This window comes from Neisseria sp. HMSC067H09, from assembly GCF_001814135.1.
Taxonomy (GTDB): Bacteria; Pseudomonadota; Gammaproteobacteria; order Burkholderiales; family Neisseriaceae; genus Neisseria.
On the sequence record NZ_KV814909.1, the window covers coordinates 6,622 to 24,512 of the forward strand.

The following is a 17,891-nucleotide window of genomic DNA, read 5'->3' on the forward strand; positions in this document are numbered from 1 at the left end:
CCTTGTCCTGATTTAAATTTAATCCACTATATTTGTTGTTTCATTCCATAAACGTTTGGTGAGGATTTTCTCTGCCGATTGTTGTATATCAATAGAAAAAGATCGTCTGAAACTTGGATTTCAAGTTTCAGACGACCTTTCTTGTTACTTCAAACTTTTTTAGAACTTGGCTTCAAGCGTGAAGTTGTAGCTTCTGCCGGGAGAGGTGAAGCGTTCTATACCGGCATGGGTTTTGTTGTCGACGCGGTTGACTGTGCCGAATTCGCGGATGCTGCGCAGCGATTCCCAAGTATAGTATTTTTTGTTGCCGATGTTGTACGCACCGGCGCGCAGGGTGAAATATTTGCCCAAGTTGACGTAGCCTGTCAGGTCGAAAAGCGTATAGGCTTTGCTGTGCTTGGCAAAAGGCCAGGGATTGTTCAAATCATCACTGCTGTGGACGGTGTCAGACGGTTTTTTAGCTGCGGTGTGGGTCAGGTATGCGTTGACGCCCCAGCGTTTGGACGGCGCATCGTAGCCCAGATTGTAAACGGCAGACCACGGGGAAAGGGCGTTAATCGGGGTTTCCTGTCCGTTGGTCTGTTTGGCTTTGCCTTTGATGTAGCTGACGTTGATACCTGCGTGCGTGCCTTGCGGCAAACCGATGCTGTCAAGGTTCCATGTGCCGTTAAATTCCAAACCTTTCGCCCATGCGGAGGAACGGTTTTGGTTTTGCCAAACGGGTGAGCTGACCAAGGCGGTACCGTCGGAAATCGGCGCATAATTAGGGCTGTTGGGGTTGTCTGAGGACACGCCCATGTAGGTCAGTTCGATAAAGTTGCGGTAGCGGGTTTGGAAACCGGAGAATTTAAAGTTTCCGGCTTTGCCGCTGCCGGCAAGTCCCAGTTCGAAGTTTTTGGCGGTTTCTGCCTTAAGGTTAGGGTTTGCTTTAAGGTAGAAGTCAGGATGCGGGAACAATAGCCAGGTTTCGTCTGAAGTCGGCGCGCGGAAGCCAGTGCTATATTTTGCCAAAAGATTCAGACGCGGCGTGAATTTCCAGTCTAATCCTAAACCGTAGCTGAAACCGCTGTGTTTACGTTCGCTGCCGAGATAAGGAATTTGACCGCGGATGGCAGGAGTGTAGTTGGGATTGTCTTTGGCTTTGCTGCTGCTGTTGTCGTAGCGAAGCCCGGCGTTGAGGCGGTATTGGCTGCTGTCGCCGAATTGGAATGTGTTGTTCCAGTAGGCAAAACGGTTTTTGGAGGAGCTTTCGACCAGCATAGTCAATTCTTGGTTGTTGGACGTTTGATATTTCGGGTCGTATAGGCGTACCCAATAGCTATGATCTCTATTGTCGTTGTCGTTTTGGGAACCACCCAATCCGTATTGCATTGCCCATACCAATTTGGAAAAGTCGATTTGTTTTTCAGCATCGGCACCAAATTGGGTATTTTTTTGACGGATGTTGCGAAACATATGGTACACGTCGCTGTTCACACCGTTGCTGGCGTAATCGGTCGGCAAGTCCCAAGTCCAGGTACTCATGTCGATGGTTTGACGGTCGTAATGCAGGTTGAGACTGTCCCATGGTCCTTTGTCAAGTTGGTTTTTGTATTCAAAACCGATGCGTTTACGGTAGGAGATGTCTTGGCGGGAACGGGTATCGCCCAGAGCCTCACCTTTCCAGTTTGCCGCCCACATATTAGATAATTCAGTCGTCGTGCGGTCGGTGCGTGAATCCTCGTAAATCCAACCGATACGGTTTTTATCGTTGAAGTTGTAACCCAGTTTGAATAAGGTGCTTTTGTTTACCCAATCTTGTGGATCGGGTTTGCTGCGGGCTACGCCGCGGCTGCCGTAGTTGGTGCTGCCGGCATTCGGGTTCCAGCTTTGTTTGTTGTCGGTGATGACAGTATCGGCAGCGTCGCTGTTGTTTTTGGTTTCTTTACCGAAACGGCGGGTATAAACCATCAATGCATCCAGCCCCAACCAGGTTCCAGCGGCGGTTATGCTGCTGAATTTTTGGCTGTTGCGTCCGATATAGCCGCCTTTAATGCCTAAGTGGTAAGGCTTTTCTTCGGAAACATAGTCGCTTGCGGATTTGGTTTTATAGTTGACGGCACCGCCCAATGCGCCGCTGCCGGATTTGAGCGAGTCCGCGCCTTTGTTGATGGTAACTTCCGAGAAGTTTTCGGGTTCGGAAGTGTTGCGGTTGGCATTGAAGTTGCCGTATGCGCCGAACAGTTCTTGGAATGCTTCAGACGACCTGCTTTCTGCTTGTGCCAGTCCGTCCACGTTGATGGCAACGCGGTCTTTATCGACACCGCGTATGGTAAAACCGTTAGAACCTGAGCGTCCGCCTTCGACGACGCTGATGCCCGGATCGTAGCGTACCAAGTCGCTTTCATCAGAGACCATTTGTTTATCCAATGCCTGACGGCGGACTTTCTCTTCGCCGAGTTTTTGGGCTTTACGGCCGCCGATGACTTTGACTTCATTCAAGTCCTGATGGGCTTGTGGTACGGGGTCGGCAGCGAAGGCAGGGAAAGTTTGGCTGACAATGGCTGCCAGCAGTACGGGTTTGAAGGGGAAGGACATTTTTTGCCTCTTTAAGATGTACTGATTATTGGTTTATTGGGATGCCTGATGTGCGGTTACTTGCTGACAGGTGTCAAACTCGTATCTGTTGTATTGCGGTCGTCATCATTCTTCACGCCGCCGAATACGGTATCCAACGATTTATCGGCATCAAAGGTAACTTTACCGCCTATACTGACTTCTGTTTTATCGCCGTTAAATTGACCAAAGAATTTTCCTTCGACTTTGCCGTTTTTACCATCGGATTCAGCAGTGCCTGAGAAATCAACGCCGTTGATGCCTACATCTTTCATCACAACGTCCGGACCGTAATCCGCATTACCTAAAATCGTGCCGCCGAGTTTATTGGTGTTGAAATTGGCTGTCAGCAGTGAAAGTTTGGGCGTGTTTTTTTCAGACGACCCGGAGGATTTGCCCGGATCGTAGGTTGAGGTAACGATATTGCCGTTGCGGACGCGGACAGCCCAAACTTCGTATGTAGTCTTGCCTTTTGCCACTGTACTGTCTGACGGAGTGTAATAAGACGGTTTCGCCGTTCCGACGGGTTTGCCGCCGACAAACAGGTCTGCCGTGCCGTCTGCATTTATCCATGCGCCGAATTTGAGGTGGTCATGTTTGGTTGCCGGTGCATAGGTGAATTGTCCGGAATTGCTGCAACAGACAAACAGTTTGCCACCTTCAGATAAAGGTTGTCCTTCATGGCGGGTACGCAGGGCATAAGATGGGCTGGAATATGATGGGACAATCGGGTCGGAATATGAGCTGATGTTGTAATAGTTGCCGGAAGGGGTTTGATAGACATATTGTTTATCGGTATAGCTGCCCCATGATGTTTTCACTTCGAGTTCCGCTTCATGCAGGCTGCCGCCTTTGCCGGAAAGGGTGTTTATGGTCTTTATTGCACTGCTCTCATCACTCAGCTTGATATTGGCGATAGGTTGCGCTGTCGGAATGGCAACGGGGACTTTGGGTTCTGATGCACCTCCTCCCGCGCAGGCAGTCAGAATAAGGGTCGCTACCGCAGAAATTGCGGATACTTTGATTTTCATGATGAATCTCTCTTAATATTGATATTTTATAAATTAATGATAAGGATTACCAATTTTGTTGTAATATTTTGTAATAATTATGGCGTCTTGGCAATATCTGCGCGGAGTTTTTATGATTTTTGAAGTAAATATTAAGAAATAAATCAATTAATGACATAGGTTTGAATATTTATTCTAAATATTTGATTTGATAATGCTATCTATTAATGATGAAGAATATCGTGTGATAGTGTAATTAAACTATTGCTTTGGATACGCAAGATATATTGCAGGCGTGTTTAGTGGGTTGGCTTGATTAATCCTATGAATCTACTGATGAATAACATTTGAATAATTTATAAGACCATAAAAATAAATCAGTTATGTTTGTTTTGGAATTTTACCTCTATAATGCTGCATCTTAATGCGAATCTGTTGCTTTTACGCAAAAATAAGGTCGTCTGAAAAGTTTCAGACGACCTTTGATAGCCGTAAATCCCTGACTGGGGGAATCAGTAGGGCATGGTGGTTTGCATTTGGCTATCCCTGCGATATACAAACATATATTTCGGATGATTTTGAATGTTAAGAATAAAACAAAAAATGGTTTCGGTATCTTTATGTTGCCTGTTGCCTTCTGCAGTCTTGGCTCAATTGCCCGAAGGTAGTGTCCGGCAGGATGCGCCTTCTCAGGATGCTGCCGTACAAGTGCAGCAAAAACAATGGCTGGATATTTTGTCCGAAGAAGAAAGGTCGTCTGAAAAGAATGAGAATGCAGGCGAACCGACTGTGGTCGGCGATGATTTTTTAGCGGCAAACCCGCGTATTCTCGAGGACGCGCTGATTCAAGCACTCAACGGCAATAGCGCAGATTTGGTTTCTTCGCTTGCCGCACTTTACCGCAAACAGCCCAACCACAATCCCAAGCTGATTACGCGTGCCGATGCTTTGCTGGCAAAGTTGAAAGGGCGGACTTCCGAAGCGGTCGAACGTTATCGTACCCTTTATGAATCTGACGCTTCAGACGACCGCATATTATTGGATTTGGCGGCGGCAGAGTTTCAGGATTATCGTTTGGGCGAGGCGGCGGCGCATTTCCGCCATGCCGCGCAACGCGATATACCTGCCCCTGTTTTGGAAAACGTCAAACGTTTTCAAGAAGCCGTCAAGCGGCAGACAGAATGGAAATGGTCAGGCGGAATCAGTCCCGTGCATAGCGATAACGCCAACAACGCTGCTCCGCGTTATTGCATCGAAACAAGGGGGCAAACCGCATGCAGCGTTACTTTGCCCGTCAGTGCCAACGGCTTGAATTACGAATTGAACACCGAAAAACTCACCCCGCTGTACGGGCATCACGCCGTCAAATTCCGCGCCAACCTCAGCGGAACGAGCTATTTTTTCGACCGCCAATCGGCTTACGACGATGCGTTCGGCAGGGCTTATTTGGGCTGGCAGCGCAAGGACGGCAAACAAACCGTCAGCGTTTTACCGTTTTATCAGGCACAGTTGGCGGGCAGCAGCGAATTTGACAGCAAAAAAGAAAACAACCGTCGCGCCGCGCCCTATATGCTGGCTCACGGAGTCGGCGTACAGCTTTCACATATGGTCAATCTCGGCAACGCGACACAACTTTATTACTCGCTGGAACGCTACCGCCAAAACTATCGGGAAACTGATCGTGCGCTGCGTAACGACGGTTGGCACGACAGTACCTATCTCTCCCTGGCGCGCCGTTTTGGCAGAACGACCCTGTTCGGCGGTTGGCAATACAACCGCTTTGTTCCTGAAAACAAAAACATACGCAATGCCGTCAACAATGCCGCCTACCGCCGCAGCGGGTTCAATATAGGCTGGATACAGCAATGGCCGTTTTTGGGCGGGCTGAACAGCCGCCTGACCGCTTCATTTGCCAACCGCCGCTATAAAGGCATTATGGCATTCGGCACGGAGCCGCAACGCAACCGCGAGCGCTCTCTCTCTGTTAGCCTCAGCCATGACAAATTGTCCTACAAAGGCATCACGCCGACCTTGAATTACGGATACAGCCGCATCCGCAGCAATGCCCCTTATGCACGACGCAGCAGCCGTCAATGGTCGTTGGGCGCGGAGTGGAATTTTTAAAAAAAGCCTAAAATTCGAATACTTAATCAATAAAGGTCGTCTGAAAACGGGCATCGTAGGCTTTCAGACGACCTTTGCGGTATTTTCAAACCGATGGATATGGTTTTGCAATCAATATGGACAGCTTGAACCTTCCGTCTTAAGGACGGTAGAATCAGTCATTTCAATGCGGCAGTTCGGAGTTTTGTTGGAACTGCCGTATATCCCAAATAATCAGATATATATCATGAGTACCGAAACCAAAAACTACATTACACCCGTTGGTTGGCAGGCGTTGAAAGACGAGCTATATCAACTGGTCAATAAAGAACGTCCCGAAATCGTCCAAATTGTCAACTGGGCGGCAAGCAACGGCGACCGCAGCGAAAACGGCGACTATCTTTACGGCAAACGCCGTATGCGCGAAATCGACCGCCGCATCCGTTTTCTGACCAAGCGTTTGGAAGCCGCCGTCGTCGTCGATCCAGAATTGCGCGAAGCGACCGACCAAGTGTTTTTCGGCGCAACCGTCGGACTGTTGCGCGGCGACGGGCGAGAGCAAACCGTGAAAATCGTCGGCGTCGATGAAATCGATACCGCGCAAAACAAAATTTCTTGGATTTCCCCGTTGGCGCGTTGTCTGATTAAAGCGAGAGAAGGGGACGAAGTCATCTTGAATACACCGGAAGGGCGCGAGGAGATTGAGATTTTGTCGGTGGAATATATACGGATAGATTAAATCTCTCGCAAGCATAAGAGATAGGTCGTCTGAAAACTTTACCAATACGTTTTCAGACGACCTTTTCCATAAGAAAACACCGCTTTTGCAAGCGGTGTCCGGTAAAGCATAAATTATTTGCGCAGACCCAAGCGGGTGATCAGGTTGCGGTATGTATCAGGTTGGGTACGGCGCAAGTAAGACAACAGACGGCGACGTTGGCTGACCATTTTCAACAGGCCGCGACGGCTGTGGTGGTCTTTAGGGTTGGCTTTGAAGTGGGGAGTCAGGTCGTTGATGCGGAAAGTCAACAGAGCGACTTGTACTTCAGAAGAGCCGGTATCGCCTTCTTTGCGTTGGAAATCTTTAACAATTTGTGCTTTTTGTTCTACGGTCAATGCCATGATGGATAACTCCGAAAAATAAAAGAACCGTTATTCGGTTCGGACAAGTTTGACGAGCGCGAACCCGTTCAAACTCCTGAAGTCTTTTTGTGAAGACGGGCGGATTATGCCACAGTTTCATCTGTTTTGCACGGCTGAATCCTGTTTTTGATACGAAATTGTGGAAATGTCGTCTGAAAATGTATCGGGGTGTGGCGTAAAGTATGTGCGAGAAGTTTTGATTCGGTGCATTTTACAGCAGGTTAAAATGGAAAATATTCCCATCATTCCTGAACTTCCTGAACAGGCGTGAATCCGGGCTTCTGATTTCGGCAAGATTCAGCGATTATTGCGGATTGCCGCTTGAACAGAAATGGCGACGTGGGTACTTTTTTTGAATTTCAGCGAATGGGTAGGGCTTTTCGGAAGGGCGTGGGTTTTGTAGTAAAATAGACGCTGATCGACGGCATGAAGAGGTCGTCTGAAATTTAAAAGAGCTTTGATATTATGAATTTTTTTAGAAAAACAGCCTTGTTTTTGCTCGTTTTGTCCGTATTGGCTGCCTGCGGTTCGTTTGTTTCGCAATATGTTTTAGGGATGAATCCCTGCGTATTGTGCATCGTGCAGCGTTTGTGCGTATTGGCGGTCGGGGTGGCGGCTTTGCTGGCGGTATTTTTCCGTCAGTCTTCCAAAGTGGGGCGGACGTTTTCCGCTTTGCTTATCAGCGCGCCTGCTGTGTACGGGATAGGGACGGCGGCTTATCAGTTGTGGTTGCAAAGCCTGCCGCCGGGTACGGCACCTTCCTGCGGCGCACCGTGGACGTTCCGCCTGAAGGACTGGCCGTTGTTTGACTGGTTCGAACCCATCGTGCGCGGCTTCGGCAATTGCGCCGTACCGGATTATTTTTTGGGTATTGCGCTGCCGGTTTGGAGCATCGCTTATTTTTGTTTCGTTGTCGTATTGGTTTGGTTTGCTTGGTTGAAAACGAAATAAATGTCCGGAATTTAAAAAAGGTCGTCTGAAAATCCGTTTTCAGACGACCTTTGCTTATGGGGAATGACTTACATCACATCCAACACGTCAATGCCCAGCAAATCCAAGCCTTGTTTCAGCGTGTCGCCGGTAAGTTTCGCCAGTTGCAGGCGGCTGTTGCGGGTTGCGCCTTCGGCTTTGAGTATCGGGCAGGCTTCGTAGAAGCGGCTGAACAGGGTGGCAATTTGGTAAAGATAGTTTGCCAGATAGTGCGGATACGCCGTGTCCGCCACGCTTTGCAGTACGTCTTCGAATTTCAGAAGCTCAGCGGCAAGCTGTTTTTCCAGCGGTTCGGTCAAAACGGTGGGCGCGGTTGCGTCCCATTCGCCGGCTTTGCGCAACACGCTTTGCACGCGGGTGTAGGCGTATTGCAGGTAGGGGGCGGTGTTGCCTTCAAACGAGAGCATGGCGTCCCAGTCGAACACATAATCGCTGGTGCGGTTTTTGCTCAAATCGGCGTATTTGACCGCGCCGATGCCGACGGTTTTGCCGATTTTCGCTGCTTCGTCTGCGCCTAATTCGGGATTTTTTTCTTTCACTAAAGCGCTGGCGCGCTCGACGGCTTCGGTCAGCAGGTCAACCAGTTTCACGGTGTCGCCGCTGCGCGTTTTGAACGGTTTGCCGTCTTTGCCCATCATGGTGCCGAAGCCGATAAACTCGGCTTTTGCATCTTCCGGCAGATAGCCTGCTTTGCGGGAAGTGGTGAAAAGTTGTTCGAAATGCAGGGCTTGGCGGTGGTCGACGACGTAGAGCAGGCGGTCGGCTTTCAGACGACCTATGCGGTAGCGCAGGCACGCCAAATCGGTGGAGGCGTAGAGAAAGCCGCCGCCTTGTTTTTGCACGATAAATGCGGCAGGTTCGCCTTCTTTGTTTTTAAACTCATCCAAGAACACGACTTTCGCGCCGTCGTCTTCGACCGCCAGACCTTTTTGAACCAAATCATCGACCACGGGCTGCAAATCGTCGTTGTATTTCGATTCGCCCGCCACGTCCTCAGGGCGCAGTTTCAAGCCCAGCGTGTCGTAAACGGCTTGGGCGTGCGAGAGCGAAATATCGACAAACTGTTTCCACAACGCCAAAACGGTTTCATCGCCGCCTTGCAGCTTCACAACGTATTCGCGCGCGGTGTCGGCAAAGGCGGGGTCTTCGTCGAAACGTACTTTGGCGGCGCGGTAAAACTGCTCCAAATCCGCCAACTCAAACGCGGCATTGTCTTTTTGCTGCTCAACCAAATAAGCAACCAACATGCCGAATTGCGTACCCCAGTCGCCGACGTGGTTTTGGCGGATGACGGTGTTGCCCATAAATTCCAACACGCGCGAAATACTGTCGCCGATGATGCTGGAACGCAGGTGGCCGACGTGCATTTCCTTCGCCAGATTGGGCGAGGAATAGTCGATAACGACGGTTTGAGGTTTGTCGGTTTTTGCTATGCCGAAACGCGCGTCGTTCAAAGCCGCATGAATGTTTTGGGCGAGAAATTCGGGGCGCAGGCGCAGGTTGATGAAGCCGGGTCCGGCCACTTCCGCGCTTTCAATCACGGTATTGCCCGCCAATGCTTCAGCGACCTTTTGCGCCAATTCGCGCGGATTTTGTTTGGCTTTTTTCGCCGCACCCATCACGCCGTTGATTTGGAAATCGCCGTGTTCGGCGTTTTTGGTCGGCTGCAAAACAACGGGGCTGTCGGCGATGCCTGCGGCGGCAAAGGCAGCGGCGGCTTCGCGTTCGACGGTTTGATGTAGGTTCATGAAGTTCGGTCTCTCGGTTAAATTCAAATCAGGCGGTATTTTAAAAGAATTTGGGGTGTTGAAACAGGGCTAAGGTGAAAGGTCGTCTGAAAAAATGTGGATGGTTTCGGCGTAACCTGCCATGCCCGTTTTCAGATGACCTTTTAATGATGGCAGCGTTTGGAAAAATTCAACGGACAAGGTTCCAAGCCATTTTTATGGCAATCAGCAGCAGCATGATGCCGAAGGAGATTTTAAGCTGGCGGGCGGGGAGTTTGTGCGCGGTTTTGACGCCGATCGGGGCAAAAATCATGGTTGCGATGCTGAGGATGGCGACGGCGGGCAGATAGAGGAAGCCGCCGGAGCCGTGTGGCAGGTCGGGAACGTTCCAGCCGGTAACGAGATAGCCGATTGTGCCGGCGAGCGCAATCGGCCAGGCGAGGCCGGAGGATGTGCCGATGGCGCGGTGGGCGGGGAAGTTGCAATACATCAGGAAGGGGACGGACAGCGAGCCGCCGCCGATGCCGACCCAGCTCGAAGCTGCGCCGAACAATGTGCCGACCGCGCTTAAGCCGGGTAGGGCGGGCAGGTGGCGCGAGGCTTTGGGTTTGGAGTCTGTCAGGGTTTTGAGGGCGATAAGGGTTAGGAATGCGATAAAGAAGATTTGCAGGGCGCGGGTAGGCATGTATTTGGCGGTTACTGCGCCGATCAGTACGCCGAATATCATGGAGGGGGTCATACGGCGGACAGTCTGCCAGTCGATGGCGCTTTTTTTGTGCTGCGCGTACATGCTGGAGAAGGTGGTGAATACCATGACGGCGAAGGATGTGCCGATGGCGAGATGTTGGGCGTAGGGGTGGCTGCTGATGCCTTGCAGTTGCAACGTCCACAAGACGACGGGGACAATCAATGTGCCGCCGCCTACGCCGAACAATCCCGCAATAAAGCCCGCCGCGCTTCCGACAGCGAGCAGGGAGAAGATGATGTCCCAAGTCCACATTTTTCAGACGACCTTTTTGGTTTTACGGCGTTTTTTCAACCAACGCCATACTGCCATGATGTAGCCGGAGAGGCTGTAACCCAGGAAAAACAGGAAAAGTACAAGCGAAGGTTTCCAGTTGATGAGCAACAATACCAACACGGCAAGCACCATGCCCATAAACGGGACTTGGCGGCGGATATTGATTTCTTTAAAGCTCCAAAACGGGATTTGGATAATCATGGAAATACCGGCGAAAAGCGTGATGCCCAAAGCCCACCAATGTACGCCGGGGAAGCGTTCGATGCTGTGGTTGACCCAAATCAGGCCGACAATCAACGCAGCGGCGGTCGGACTGGGAACACCGATGAACCATCGTTTATCGACTTTGCCGATGAGTGTGTTGAAGAGGGCGAGGCGCAGAGCGGCGCAGGCGCAGTAGATGAAGGCGACGGAATAACCGATTTTGCCAAACTGCCAGAGCTGCCATTTGTAAATAATCAAGGCGGGCGCAACGCCGAAGCTCACCATATCGGCAAGGCTGTCTAGCTGTTCGCCGAACGCGCTTTGGCTGTTGGTCAGCCGCGCCACGCGACCATCCATGCCGTCGAGCAGCATGGAGAGGAATACTGCGATCGCCGCCGTCTCATAACGCCCGTGCATGGATTGGGTGATGGCGAAAAAGGCGCAGAACAACGCGGCAATGGTGAAGGAGTTGGGCAGCAGGTAAATACTGTTGCGGCGCAGCGAATTTCGCGGCGGGATTGGCGGTTGGTTTTGCATATTGTCCATAATCGTTTGATGATGCAGTACAAGGCAGATAGAGAGATTATACCGTATTGAGATGAAAATGATTCCTGAATGTGCAGGAGGTCGTCTGAAAATGTGTGAATACCGCTTGGCTTGTTCATTTTCAGACGACCTTTTTACCGAAATATGAGTTTTGCTGTCTTTCTAAAAACAGGAACAATCAGCCGTAAATTGCCGTATTTTTATCAAATTCGAACAACCAAACAACACGTGTAGCGTGGGCTTTGCCCGCGAAGATCATGATTGGCCTACGGACTCGGCATACGTGCCATATCGGCAAAAGGGATTCGTGAGAAGCGGGTCGTTTGAAAAAAAACAGATCAAATTTTATCAAAGCGAATATTTGAAAGCGGAGTCAAAATTCACGCCTGCGTGAGGATGACGGCAAGGGAAGTTCCTATTTTAATCGACCCTGTTTTCAGACGACTTTCTTCATTCAAGCCGACGGTTAATCAAACAATTCCCGCTGCGCCTGCTCTTTGGTCACGCGCACGTCGGTTTCGCCGTCGGCAAAAGTGATGTGCAGTTTCTGCCCTTGTTTCAACGCGTTGGCGTTGCGGATGACTTGTCCGCGTGTGTTTTTAACGACAGAGAAGCCGCGCTCCAGAATCTGCTGCGGCGATACGGCTTCGAGCAGGGCGGTTTGGGCGGTCAGGCTTTGGCGGCGCTGGGCGAGCAGTTGGCGGAAGGCGTGCGACAAGGTCGTCTGAAAGCGGTTGATGTCTTGCCGGTAAACGGAAATATCGGGGCGGTAATGTTGCAGGGCTTGGGTTTGGCGTTCGAAACGGGCGGTGTGGGCGTGGACGTTTTGCGTCATCGAGTAGGACAGGGTTTGCGCCAGTTTGTGGATGTAGGTGCGCTGTTCGTCGAGTTTTTGGCGCGGGTGGCGGATTTGCCGCGCGAGCCAGTCGAGCTTTTGGCTGGCATCGAAATAGCGTTGTTCCAAAACGGTTTTCAGACGACCTTTGGCTTGGGCGAGGCGGTGCAGCGATTCTTGGCGGTTGGGGCTGACCAGTTCCGCCGCGCCGGTCGGCGTGGGCGCGCGTACGTCGGCGACGAAGTCGGCGAGCGTGAAATCGGTTTCGTGTCCCACGCCGCTGACGACCGGAATCGCGCAGGCTTCGATGGCGCGTACGACCGGCTCTTCGTTAAACGCCCACAAGTCTTCAATGCTGCCGCCGCCGCGACAGACAATCAACACATCGCATTCGGCGCGTTGCGATGCGGTTTTAATCGCTTGGGCAATCTGAAATTCGCTGCCCGCGCCCTGAACGGCGGTCGGATAGACGATAACGGGAATTTCGGGCGCACGGCGTTTCAGGGTGGTAACGACATCGCGCAATGCTGCCGCCGCCAGACTGGTTACGATGCCGATACATTGCGGTCGGGCAGGCAAAGGTTTTTTGCGTTCCGCCGCAAACGCGCCTTCCGCCTGCAACTGCGCCTTCAGCCGCTCGTAGGCTTCGTAAAGCTGCCCCAAGCCTTTGAGCCGCACCTCGTTCACCGTAATCTGAAATTCGCCCCGCGCCTCGTAAATACTGATTTTGCCCGCCACTTCGATATGGTCGCCTTCTTTCAAAGGTTTCGCCAAACGCGCCGCCGCACCCTTGAACATGGCGCAACGCACCTGAGCGCGGCTGTCTTTGAGTGAGAAATAATAATGTCCGCTGGCGGCACGGGTCAGATTGGACACTTCGCCCGCAATCCATAAACCGGCAAGATGGTCTTCCAGCAAGGCTTTGGCGAGGGCGTTGAGTTCGGATACGGAAATGGAGGAGGGGGCGAAGAGTTCGGACATTGAGGGCGGGAATAAATGGGGAAAGGTTGGATTATAAGGGGTTTCGGGCGGCATTTATAGCCGATAGGCTTGTGTTATATAATCTTCAGTCGAATATTTCAAGGTCGTCTGAATGCCCAAACTCCATCAAATCATCGAACGCCATTGGCAACGCCCCAATCCGTTTTTATCTTTCCTGCTCAAACCCTTATCCAAACTGTTTGCCAAAATTGCGGCTAAACGGCGCGATGATTTCGTTTCAGGTCGTCTGAAAAGCGAAAAGCTGCCCGTGCCCGTGGTCGTGGTCGGCAATATCCATGCGGGCGGGACGGGGAAAACGCCGATTGTCGCCGCGCTGGTGTCGGGTTTGCAGGAAAAAGGCATCAAGGTCGGCATCATCAGCCGGGGCTACGGGCGCAAGAGCAAGGCGGTTCATGTATTGAATGTCGCGAGCCGTGCGGAAGATGCGGGTGACGAGCCTTTGCTGCTGTTCCGCAAAACCGGCGCACCGACGGCGGTGGGCAGCAGCCGTGCGGAGGCAGGCAGGGCGTTGCTGGCGGCGCATCCTGACATCGGGCTGATTGTGGCGGACGACGGTTTGCAGCATTACGCCCTGCGGCGGGATGTGGAAATCGCGGTATTTCCAGCGGCGGATACGGGGCGGTCGGATTTGGATTTGCTGCCCAACGGCAGTTTGCGCGAACCTTTGTCGCGGCTAGATTCAGTGGATGCGGTCGTTGTCAGCGGCGGTCAAGCGGATGCGTCGTTTGCGCCGTCTGAAAACATGTTTCACAGCCTTATCGAAACGGGACAAATTTACCGTTTGAACCATCCGTCCGAATTACTGGATACAGGTCGTCTGAAAAACCAAACCGTCGCCGCCGTGGCAGGCATCGCCAAACCGGAGCGTTTTTTTGATTCGCTGCGGAACATGGGCATCACGTTGAACCAAACCGTCGCGCTGCCCGATCATGCCGACATCGCAGCGGCAGATTTGCCCAATGCGGACGCGGTCATTATTACGGAGAAAGATGCGGTCAAGTTTTCAGACGACCTCAATCTGAATCATGTATGGGTGTTGCCTGTTTGTGCGATAATCGAACCTGATTTGGCGGCGTTCGTGTTGGAACGCTTGGAAGATTCCCGACAGGTCGTCTGAAATCAATTGATTCTTTGTTGCTGTTTGTCTTAAATAATAAGGAAATTTATGAACATGAAAAAACTGCTGCTCACTTTCATTGCCATTGCCGCCTGCTCCGCCGCAACAGCCGCGCCCCCAAGCGATAAGTCTTTAAATAGATGGATGGAAGTCCAGCATATCGAACGCGACTTTCTCAAAAATTTGACCAACATGGCGGAAGCACAAAACCGACAGCTCATGCAACCGGTCATCGCCTCATATCCACCAGAACTGCAGCCGCAATTACAAGCCGCGTCAGACCGTTATATGAACAAAGTGTTTACAGCCTATTTAACACCGCAACGTAGAGACAAATTAATGAAAGAAATAAAAAAAGTTGCCAAGGACGAGTTCACTCAACAAGAGATTGATGCCATGATTGCGTTTTACGAGACTCCCGTAGGACAATCTATCATGGAGAAAAATTCGGCATTCATAAAAAAACTCGCCAATATAGGGGCAAGCGAAGCGGATATGAAAGAAATTGAAACAATTAGCGAACGCTACCTAATTGAATTTGAAAACGAAATTAAAAAAATCTTGCCTGAAGAATGTACCCCCTAAACCTTAAACAGGAGAAAAAGATGAAACTGAAAACCTTGTTATTGCCCTTCGCCGCGCTGGCATTGTGTGCCAACGCATTTGCCGCTACACCCAGCGACGCGTCGCTGGAGCGTCTGTTTGAAGTGCAGAAGATGGATGCCCTGTTATACCAGTCTTTCCAAAGCATGGAGGGCATTGTGCTTTCCGATCCGAATGTACAGAAATTTTTGAAAGATGCGCCGGAAGACAAACGTCCGCAGTTGGAGGCGGTATTGAAAAAGTATGCAAACCAATCGATTGCTGAAATCAACACGCCGCAAGTGCGCGCCCAATTGCGTAAAGCAACTATGGAGGGCATAAAAACAGTTCTTACTCAGGAAGAAGTCGATGCGTTGATTGGCTTTTACGGCACGGAGGTAGGTCAATCAATACTCGATAAAATGCCGCGCTATCTTGAGGCAACGATGAATCCGACAATGAACATCATTGCCGAAAAATACGAAAAATCAAATCAAAACGAAAAATTAGTCCGAGAAATCCTGCAGATTATGTGCAGCGGCAAAAATCCTGCCCCAGCCTGCTCAACGCAACCCCAAAAACCGGCACGGAGAAAATAATGCCGCTTGAGGTCGTCAGAAAACGAGCGAAGCAAGTTTCGCCAAAACGAGCGAAGCGAGCTTCGCTAAAACCATCAAACCCGAAAGAAACCCCATGGAAAAAAAATTCTTAGACATCCTCGTCTGCCCCGTTACCAAAGGCAGGCTGGAATATCATCAGGACAAACAGGAATTGTGGAGCCGTCAGGCGAAGCTTGCCTATCCGATTAAAGACGGCATTCCCTATATGCTGGAAAACGAAGCACGAGCGTTGAGCGAAGAGGAACTCAAAGCATGACCGAATTCGTCGTATTGATTCCGGCGCGGCTGGATTCATCGCGCCTGCCCGGAAAAGCCTTGGCGGATATTCACGGCAAACCGATGGTCGTGCGCGTTGCCGAACAGGCGGCAAAAAGCAAAGCCGCGCGCGTCGTCGTTGCCACCGACCATCCCGACATTCAGACGGCCTGTCAGGCGCACGGCGTCGAAGTCGTCATGACTTCAAAACGGCACGAAAGCGGCACGACGCGCCTTGCCGAAGCCGCCGCCGCGCTGAAACTGCCGCAACATCTGGTGGTCGTCAACGTACAGGGCGACGAGCCGCTGATTGCCCCCGAACTCATCGACCGCACAGCCGAAGTTTTAGTGGAAAACAACGTGCAGATGGCGACCGCGGCGCACGAATTGCACGATTTTGACGAATTTATGAATCCTAACGTCGTCAAAGTCGTCCTCGACAAAAACCGCAACGCCATCTACTTCAGCCGCGCCCCGATTCCCTATCCGCGCGATGCCATGCGCGCCGAAAAACGCGAATTGCCCGCCGAAACCGCCGTCCTGCGCCATATCGGCATCTACGCCTACCGCGCCGGCTTCCTGCAACGCTACGCCGAAATGAGCGTCTCGCCGCTGGAAACCACCGAATCGCTGGAGCAACTACGCGTCCTGTGGCACGGCTACCCGATTGCCGTCGAAACCGCCAAAGAAGCCCCCGCTGCCGGCGTGGATACGCAGGAAGATTTGGATAGGGTCCGAGCCGTCTTTGAGGCCGTCTGAAAGGAAAAACATGACCGATTTACGCCATTTGAGCCGCGAGGAGCAAAAACTGCTTGCCGATGTTGCCCTGCTGGTTCAGAACGACGACCAAGAGTTTAACTATGAAATGCTGAAAGCTGCCGCGCCGGACGAAGCCAGCGGCGAGTTTTGGTTCCGTATGGCGGAAACGCTCAGTACGCTGCCGCCCAACCGTTCGCTGGATTTGCGCTTGAACGGCGGCAGACTGACGGTTGCCATGTCGATTTTGTCGGTATTGCTGCAAGACAGCCCCGAGATTCCGCAGCTTTGGGCGCAAAAGGTGATTGCGCTCAACTACTTGGCACACGGGCATCAAACCCGCGCGCTCGGTTTGGCACAGCAGGCGAACAAGGCGGCGGAAGCCAACGAGGAAGAATATTTGGCGAAAACTTTATCGCAAAACCTGCTTTCCACTTTGAAAGACGCATTGGAGCGTTTTCCCGAAGACACATGGTTTGCCGAAATGCGCGATGACGCATGGAAACATTTCGGCGCGGAACAGGCCGTCTGAAGTTTTGAACGATAAACTCAAGCCGTGTAAAATCATTTGAATCACGTTTCAAATCTATATCACTTAATAAGAAGGAACACCCATGAAAGTATTATTGTTAGGCGCGCCGGGCGCGGGCAAAGGCACTCAGGCACAATTCATCACCGCTGCGTTCGGCATTCCGCAAATTTCTACCGGCGATATGCTCCGCGCTGCGATTAAAGCAGGCACGCCGCTGGGTTTGGAAGCGAAAAAAATCATTGACGAAGGCGGCTTGGTGCGCGACGACATCATCATCGGCATGGTGAAAGAACGCATCGCGCAAGACGACTGCAAAAACGGTTTCCTGTTCGACGGCTTCCCGCGCACGCTGGCACAAGCCGAAGCGATGGTTGAAGCGGGCGTAGATTTGGACGCGGTCGTTGAAATCGACGTACCCGACAGCGTGATTGTCGACCGCATGAGCGGCCGCCGCGTCCACTTGGCTTCCGGCCGCACCTACCACGTTACCTATAATCCGCCCAAAGTCGAAGGCAAAGACGACGTAACCGGCGAAGATTTGATTCAGCGCGACGACGACAAAGAAGAAACCGTCAAAAAACGCCTTGCCGTGTACCACGAGCAAACCGAAGTGCTGGTCGATTTTTACAGCAAGCTTGAAGGTGAACATGCGCCGAAATACATCAAAGTTGACGGCACTCAGCCGGTAGAAGCCGTAAAAGCCGAAGTATTGGGCGCATTGGGCAAATAAATCAAAAGGTCGTCTGAAAACAGTAAATCAGGTTTCAGACGACCTGTTTTTGACAAACAGCGTGTTGCAACCGAAAAATAATCATTCGGCGTCATTCCCGCGCAGGCAGGAATCCATTTCTGA

17 protein-coding genes are annotated in these 17,891 nt (G+C 51.5%); 10 read left to right on the plus strand and 7 right to left on the minus strand.

Features of this window, described 5'->3' with window-relative positions; genetic code table 11:
- Nucleotides 1–159: 159 nt before the first annotated feature.
- Together HMPREF2954_RS06000 and HMPREF2954_RS06005 are read right to left on the minus strand one after the other, a co-directional pair.
- Nucleotides 160–2,577, minus strand: coding sequence for a TonB-dependent hemoglobin/transferrin/lactoferrin family receptor (locus HMPREF2954_RS06000; protein WP_045072705.1), 2,418 nt, complete (start codon nucleotides 2,575–2,577; stop codon nucleotides 160–162).
- A 56-nt stretch (nucleotides 2,578–2,633) separates the two neighbouring features.
- Nucleotides 2,634–3,626, minus strand: coding sequence for a Slam-dependent surface lipoprotein (locus tag HMPREF2954_RS06005; protein ID WP_045072706.1), 993 nt, complete (start codon nucleotides 3,624–3,626; stop codon nucleotides 2,634–2,636).
- A 561-nt stretch (nucleotides 3,627–4,187) separates the two neighbouring features.
- On the opposite strand from HMPREF2954_RS06005, the gene HMPREF2954_RS06010 reads away from it, so the two are divergent.
- Nucleotides 4,188–5,729: a surface lipoprotein assembly modifier gene (locus HMPREF2954_RS06010; RefSeq protein WP_045072707.1), complete on the plus strand. Its 1,542-nt coding sequence runs from the start codon at nucleotides 4,188–4,190 to the stop codon at nucleotides 5,727–5,729.
- Nucleotides 5,730–5,955: 226 nt separating this feature from the next.
- Entirely contained in the window at nucleotides 5,956–6,447 is a 492-nt protein-coding gene (gene greB / locus HMPREF2954_RS06015) for a transcription elongation factor GreB (protein ID WP_039407314.1), read from the plus strand.
- A 113-nt stretch (nucleotides 6,448–6,560) separates the two neighbouring features.
- On the opposite strand, the gene rpsO is transcribed toward greB, so the two are convergent.
- Nucleotides 6,561–6,830 carry a 30S ribosomal protein S15 gene (gene rpsO / locus HMPREF2954_RS06020; protein ID WP_016687799.1) on the minus strand — a complete coding sequence of 90 codons (270 nt, stop codon included), beginning with the start codon at nucleotides 6,828–6,830 and terminating at the stop codon, nucleotides 6,561–6,563.
- Between the two features lie 486 nt (nucleotides 6,831–7,316).
- Between rpsO and HMPREF2954_RS06025 the strand changes: the two genes are divergently transcribed.
- Nucleotides 7,317–7,802: a disulfide bond formation protein B gene (locus HMPREF2954_RS06025; protein WP_039856409.1), complete on the plus strand. Its 486-nt coding sequence runs from the start codon at nucleotides 7,317–7,319 to the stop codon at nucleotides 7,800–7,802.
- A gap of 68 nt (nucleotides 7,803–7,870) precedes the next feature.
- On the opposite strand, the gene argS is transcribed toward HMPREF2954_RS06025, so the two are convergent.
- The 4 genes from argS to xseA form a co-directional block, all read right to left on the minus strand.
- Nucleotides 7,871–9,589: an arginine--tRNA ligase gene (argS, locus tag HMPREF2954_RS06030; RefSeq protein WP_045072709.1), complete on the minus strand. Its 1,719-nt coding sequence runs from the start codon at nucleotides 9,587–9,589 to the stop codon at nucleotides 7,871–7,873.
- Between the two features lie 169 nt (nucleotides 9,590–9,758).
- A complete protein-coding gene (locus HMPREF2954_RS06035; RefSeq protein WP_045072710.1) occupies nucleotides 9,759–10,568 on the minus strand; it encodes a sulfite exporter TauE/SafE family protein in 810 nt (269 codons plus the stop codon).
- Nucleotides 10,569–10,571: 3 nt separating this feature from the next.
- Nucleotides 10,572–11,339 (minus strand): CDP-diacylglycerol--serine O-phosphatidyltransferase, encoded by a 768-nt coding sequence (gene pssA / locus HMPREF2954_RS06040; protein ID WP_045072711.1) that lies wholly within the window; start codon nucleotides 11,337–11,339, stop codon nucleotides 10,572–10,574.
- A gap of 466 nt (nucleotides 11,340–11,805) precedes the next feature.
- Nucleotides 11,806–13,155, minus strand: coding sequence for an exodeoxyribonuclease VII large subunit (gene xseA, locus HMPREF2954_RS06045; protein ID WP_045072713.1), 1,350 nt, complete (start codon nucleotides 13,153–13,155; stop codon nucleotides 11,806–11,808).
- Between the two features lie 112 nt (nucleotides 13,156–13,267).
- Between xseA and lpxK the strand changes: the two genes are divergently transcribed.
- The 7 genes from lpxK to adk all read left to right on the plus strand — a co-directional run bounded on the left by lpxK (nucleotide 13,268) and on the right by adk (nucleotide 17,768).
- Complete coding sequence (lpxK, locus tag HMPREF2954_RS06050) at nucleotides 13,268–14,293, plus strand: tetraacyldisaccharide 4'-kinase (RefSeq protein ID WP_045072714.1); 1,026 nt, start codon at nucleotides 13,268–13,270, stop codon at nucleotides 14,291–14,293.
- Between the two features lie 54 nt (nucleotides 14,294–14,347).
- On the plus strand, nucleotides 14,348–14,878 hold the full coding sequence (locus tag HMPREF2954_RS06055) for a DUF2059 domain-containing protein (RefSeq protein ID WP_231574611.1): 531 nt from the start codon (nucleotides 14,348–14,350) through the stop codon (nucleotides 14,876–14,878).
- Nucleotides 14,879–14,898: 20 nt separating this feature from the next.
- Nucleotides 14,899–15,474, plus strand: coding sequence for a DUF2059 domain-containing protein (locus HMPREF2954_RS06060; RefSeq protein WP_045072718.1), 576 nt, complete (start codon nucleotides 14,899–14,901; stop codon nucleotides 15,472–15,474).
- Between the two features lie 94 nt (nucleotides 15,475–15,568).
- Complete coding sequence (locus HMPREF2954_RS06065) at nucleotides 15,569–15,751, plus strand: Trm112 family protein (RefSeq protein WP_002221286.1); 183 nt, start codon at nucleotides 15,569–15,571, stop codon at nucleotides 15,749–15,751.
- The gene (gene kdsB, locus HMPREF2954_RS06070) at nucleotides 15,748–16,509 is read left to right on the plus strand and encodes a 3-deoxy-manno-octulosonate cytidylyltransferase (protein WP_045072720.1); all 762 of its coding nucleotides are present in this window, start codon (nucleotides 15,748–15,750) and stop codon (nucleotides 16,507–16,509) included. The genes HMPREF2954_RS06065 and kdsB overlap by 4 nt, the downstream gene beginning before the upstream one ends.
- 10 nt (nucleotides 16,510–16,519) lie before the next feature.
- The gene (locus HMPREF2954_RS06075; RefSeq protein WP_045072721.1) at nucleotides 16,520–17,038 is read left to right on the plus strand and encodes a hypothetical protein; all 519 of its coding nucleotides are present in this window, start codon (nucleotides 16,520–16,522) and stop codon (nucleotides 17,036–17,038) included.
- 82 nt (nucleotides 17,039–17,120) lie between these two features.
- Nucleotides 17,121–17,768 (plus strand): adenylate kinase, encoded by a 648-nt coding sequence (adk, locus tag HMPREF2954_RS06080; RefSeq protein WP_002232195.1) that lies wholly within the window; start codon nucleotides 17,121–17,123, stop codon nucleotides 17,766–17,768.
- The last annotated feature ends 123 nt before the right edge of the window (nucleotides 17,769–17,891 follow it).

Bases quoted from the DNA above. Each gene is read 5' to 3' on its own strand.
- HMPREF2954_RS06075 (WP_045072721.1), top strand. From the start codon at position 16,520: ATGACCGATTTACGCCATTTGAGCCGCGAGGAGCAAAAACTGCTTGCC.
- argS (WP_045072709.1), bottom strand. From the start codon at position 9,589: ATGAACCTACATCAAACCGTCGAACGCGAAGCCGCCGCTGCCTTTGCC.
- kdsB (WP_045072720.1), top strand. From the start codon at position 15,748: ATGACCGAATTCGTCGTATTGATTCCGGCGCGGCTGGATTCATCGCGC.
- xseA (WP_045072713.1), bottom strand. From the start codon at position 13,155: ATGTCCGAACTCTTCGCCCCCTCCTCCATTTCCGTATCCGAACTCAAC.
- HMPREF2954_RS06000 (WP_045072705.1), bottom strand. From the start codon at position 2,577: ATGTCCTTCCCCTTCAAACCCGTACTGCTGGCAGCCATTGTCAGCCAA.
- rpsO (WP_016687799.1), bottom strand. From the start codon at position 6,830: ATGGCATTGACCGTAGAACAAAAAGCACAAATTGTTAAAGATTTCCAA.
- HMPREF2954_RS06035 (WP_045072710.1), bottom strand. From the start codon at position 10,568: ATGTGGACTTGGGACATCATCTTCTCCCTGCTCGCTGTCGGAAGCGCG.
- lpxK (WP_045072714.1), top strand. From the start codon at position 13,268: ATGCCCAAACTCCATCAAATCATCGAACGCCATTGGCAACGCCCCAAT.
- HMPREF2954_RS06010 (WP_045072707.1), top strand. From the start codon at position 4,188: ATGTTAAGAATAAAACAAAAAATGGTTTCGGTATCTTTATGTTGCCTG.
- HMPREF2954_RS06065 (WP_002221286.1), top strand. From the start codon at position 15,569: ATGGAAAAAAAATTCTTAGACATCCTCGTCTGCCCCGTTACCAAAGGC.
- pssA (WP_045072711.1), bottom strand. From the start codon at position 11,339: ATGGACAATATGCAAAACCAACCGCCAATCCCGCCGCGAAATTCGCTG.
- HMPREF2954_RS06060 (WP_045072718.1), top strand. From the start codon at position 14,899: ATGAAACTGAAAACCTTGTTATTGCCCTTCGCCGCGCTGGCATTGTGT.
- HMPREF2954_RS06025 (WP_039856409.1), top strand. From the start codon at position 7,317: ATGAATTTTTTTAGAAAAACAGCCTTGTTTTTGCTCGTTTTGTCCGTA.
- HMPREF2954_RS06005 (WP_045072706.1), bottom strand. From the start codon at position 3,626: ATGAAAATCAAAGTATCCGCAATTTCTGCGGTAGCGACCCTTATTCTG.
- adk (WP_002232195.1), top strand. From the start codon at position 17,121: ATGAAAGTATTATTGTTAGGCGCGCCGGGCGCGGGCAAAGGCACTCAG.
- HMPREF2954_RS06055 (WP_231574611.1), top strand. From the start codon at position 14,348: ATGAAAAAACTGCTGCTCACTTTCATTGCCATTGCCGCCTGCTCCGCC.
- greB (WP_039407314.1), top strand. From the start codon at position 5,956: ATGAGTACCGAAACCAAAAACTACATTACACCCGTTGGTTGGCAGGCG.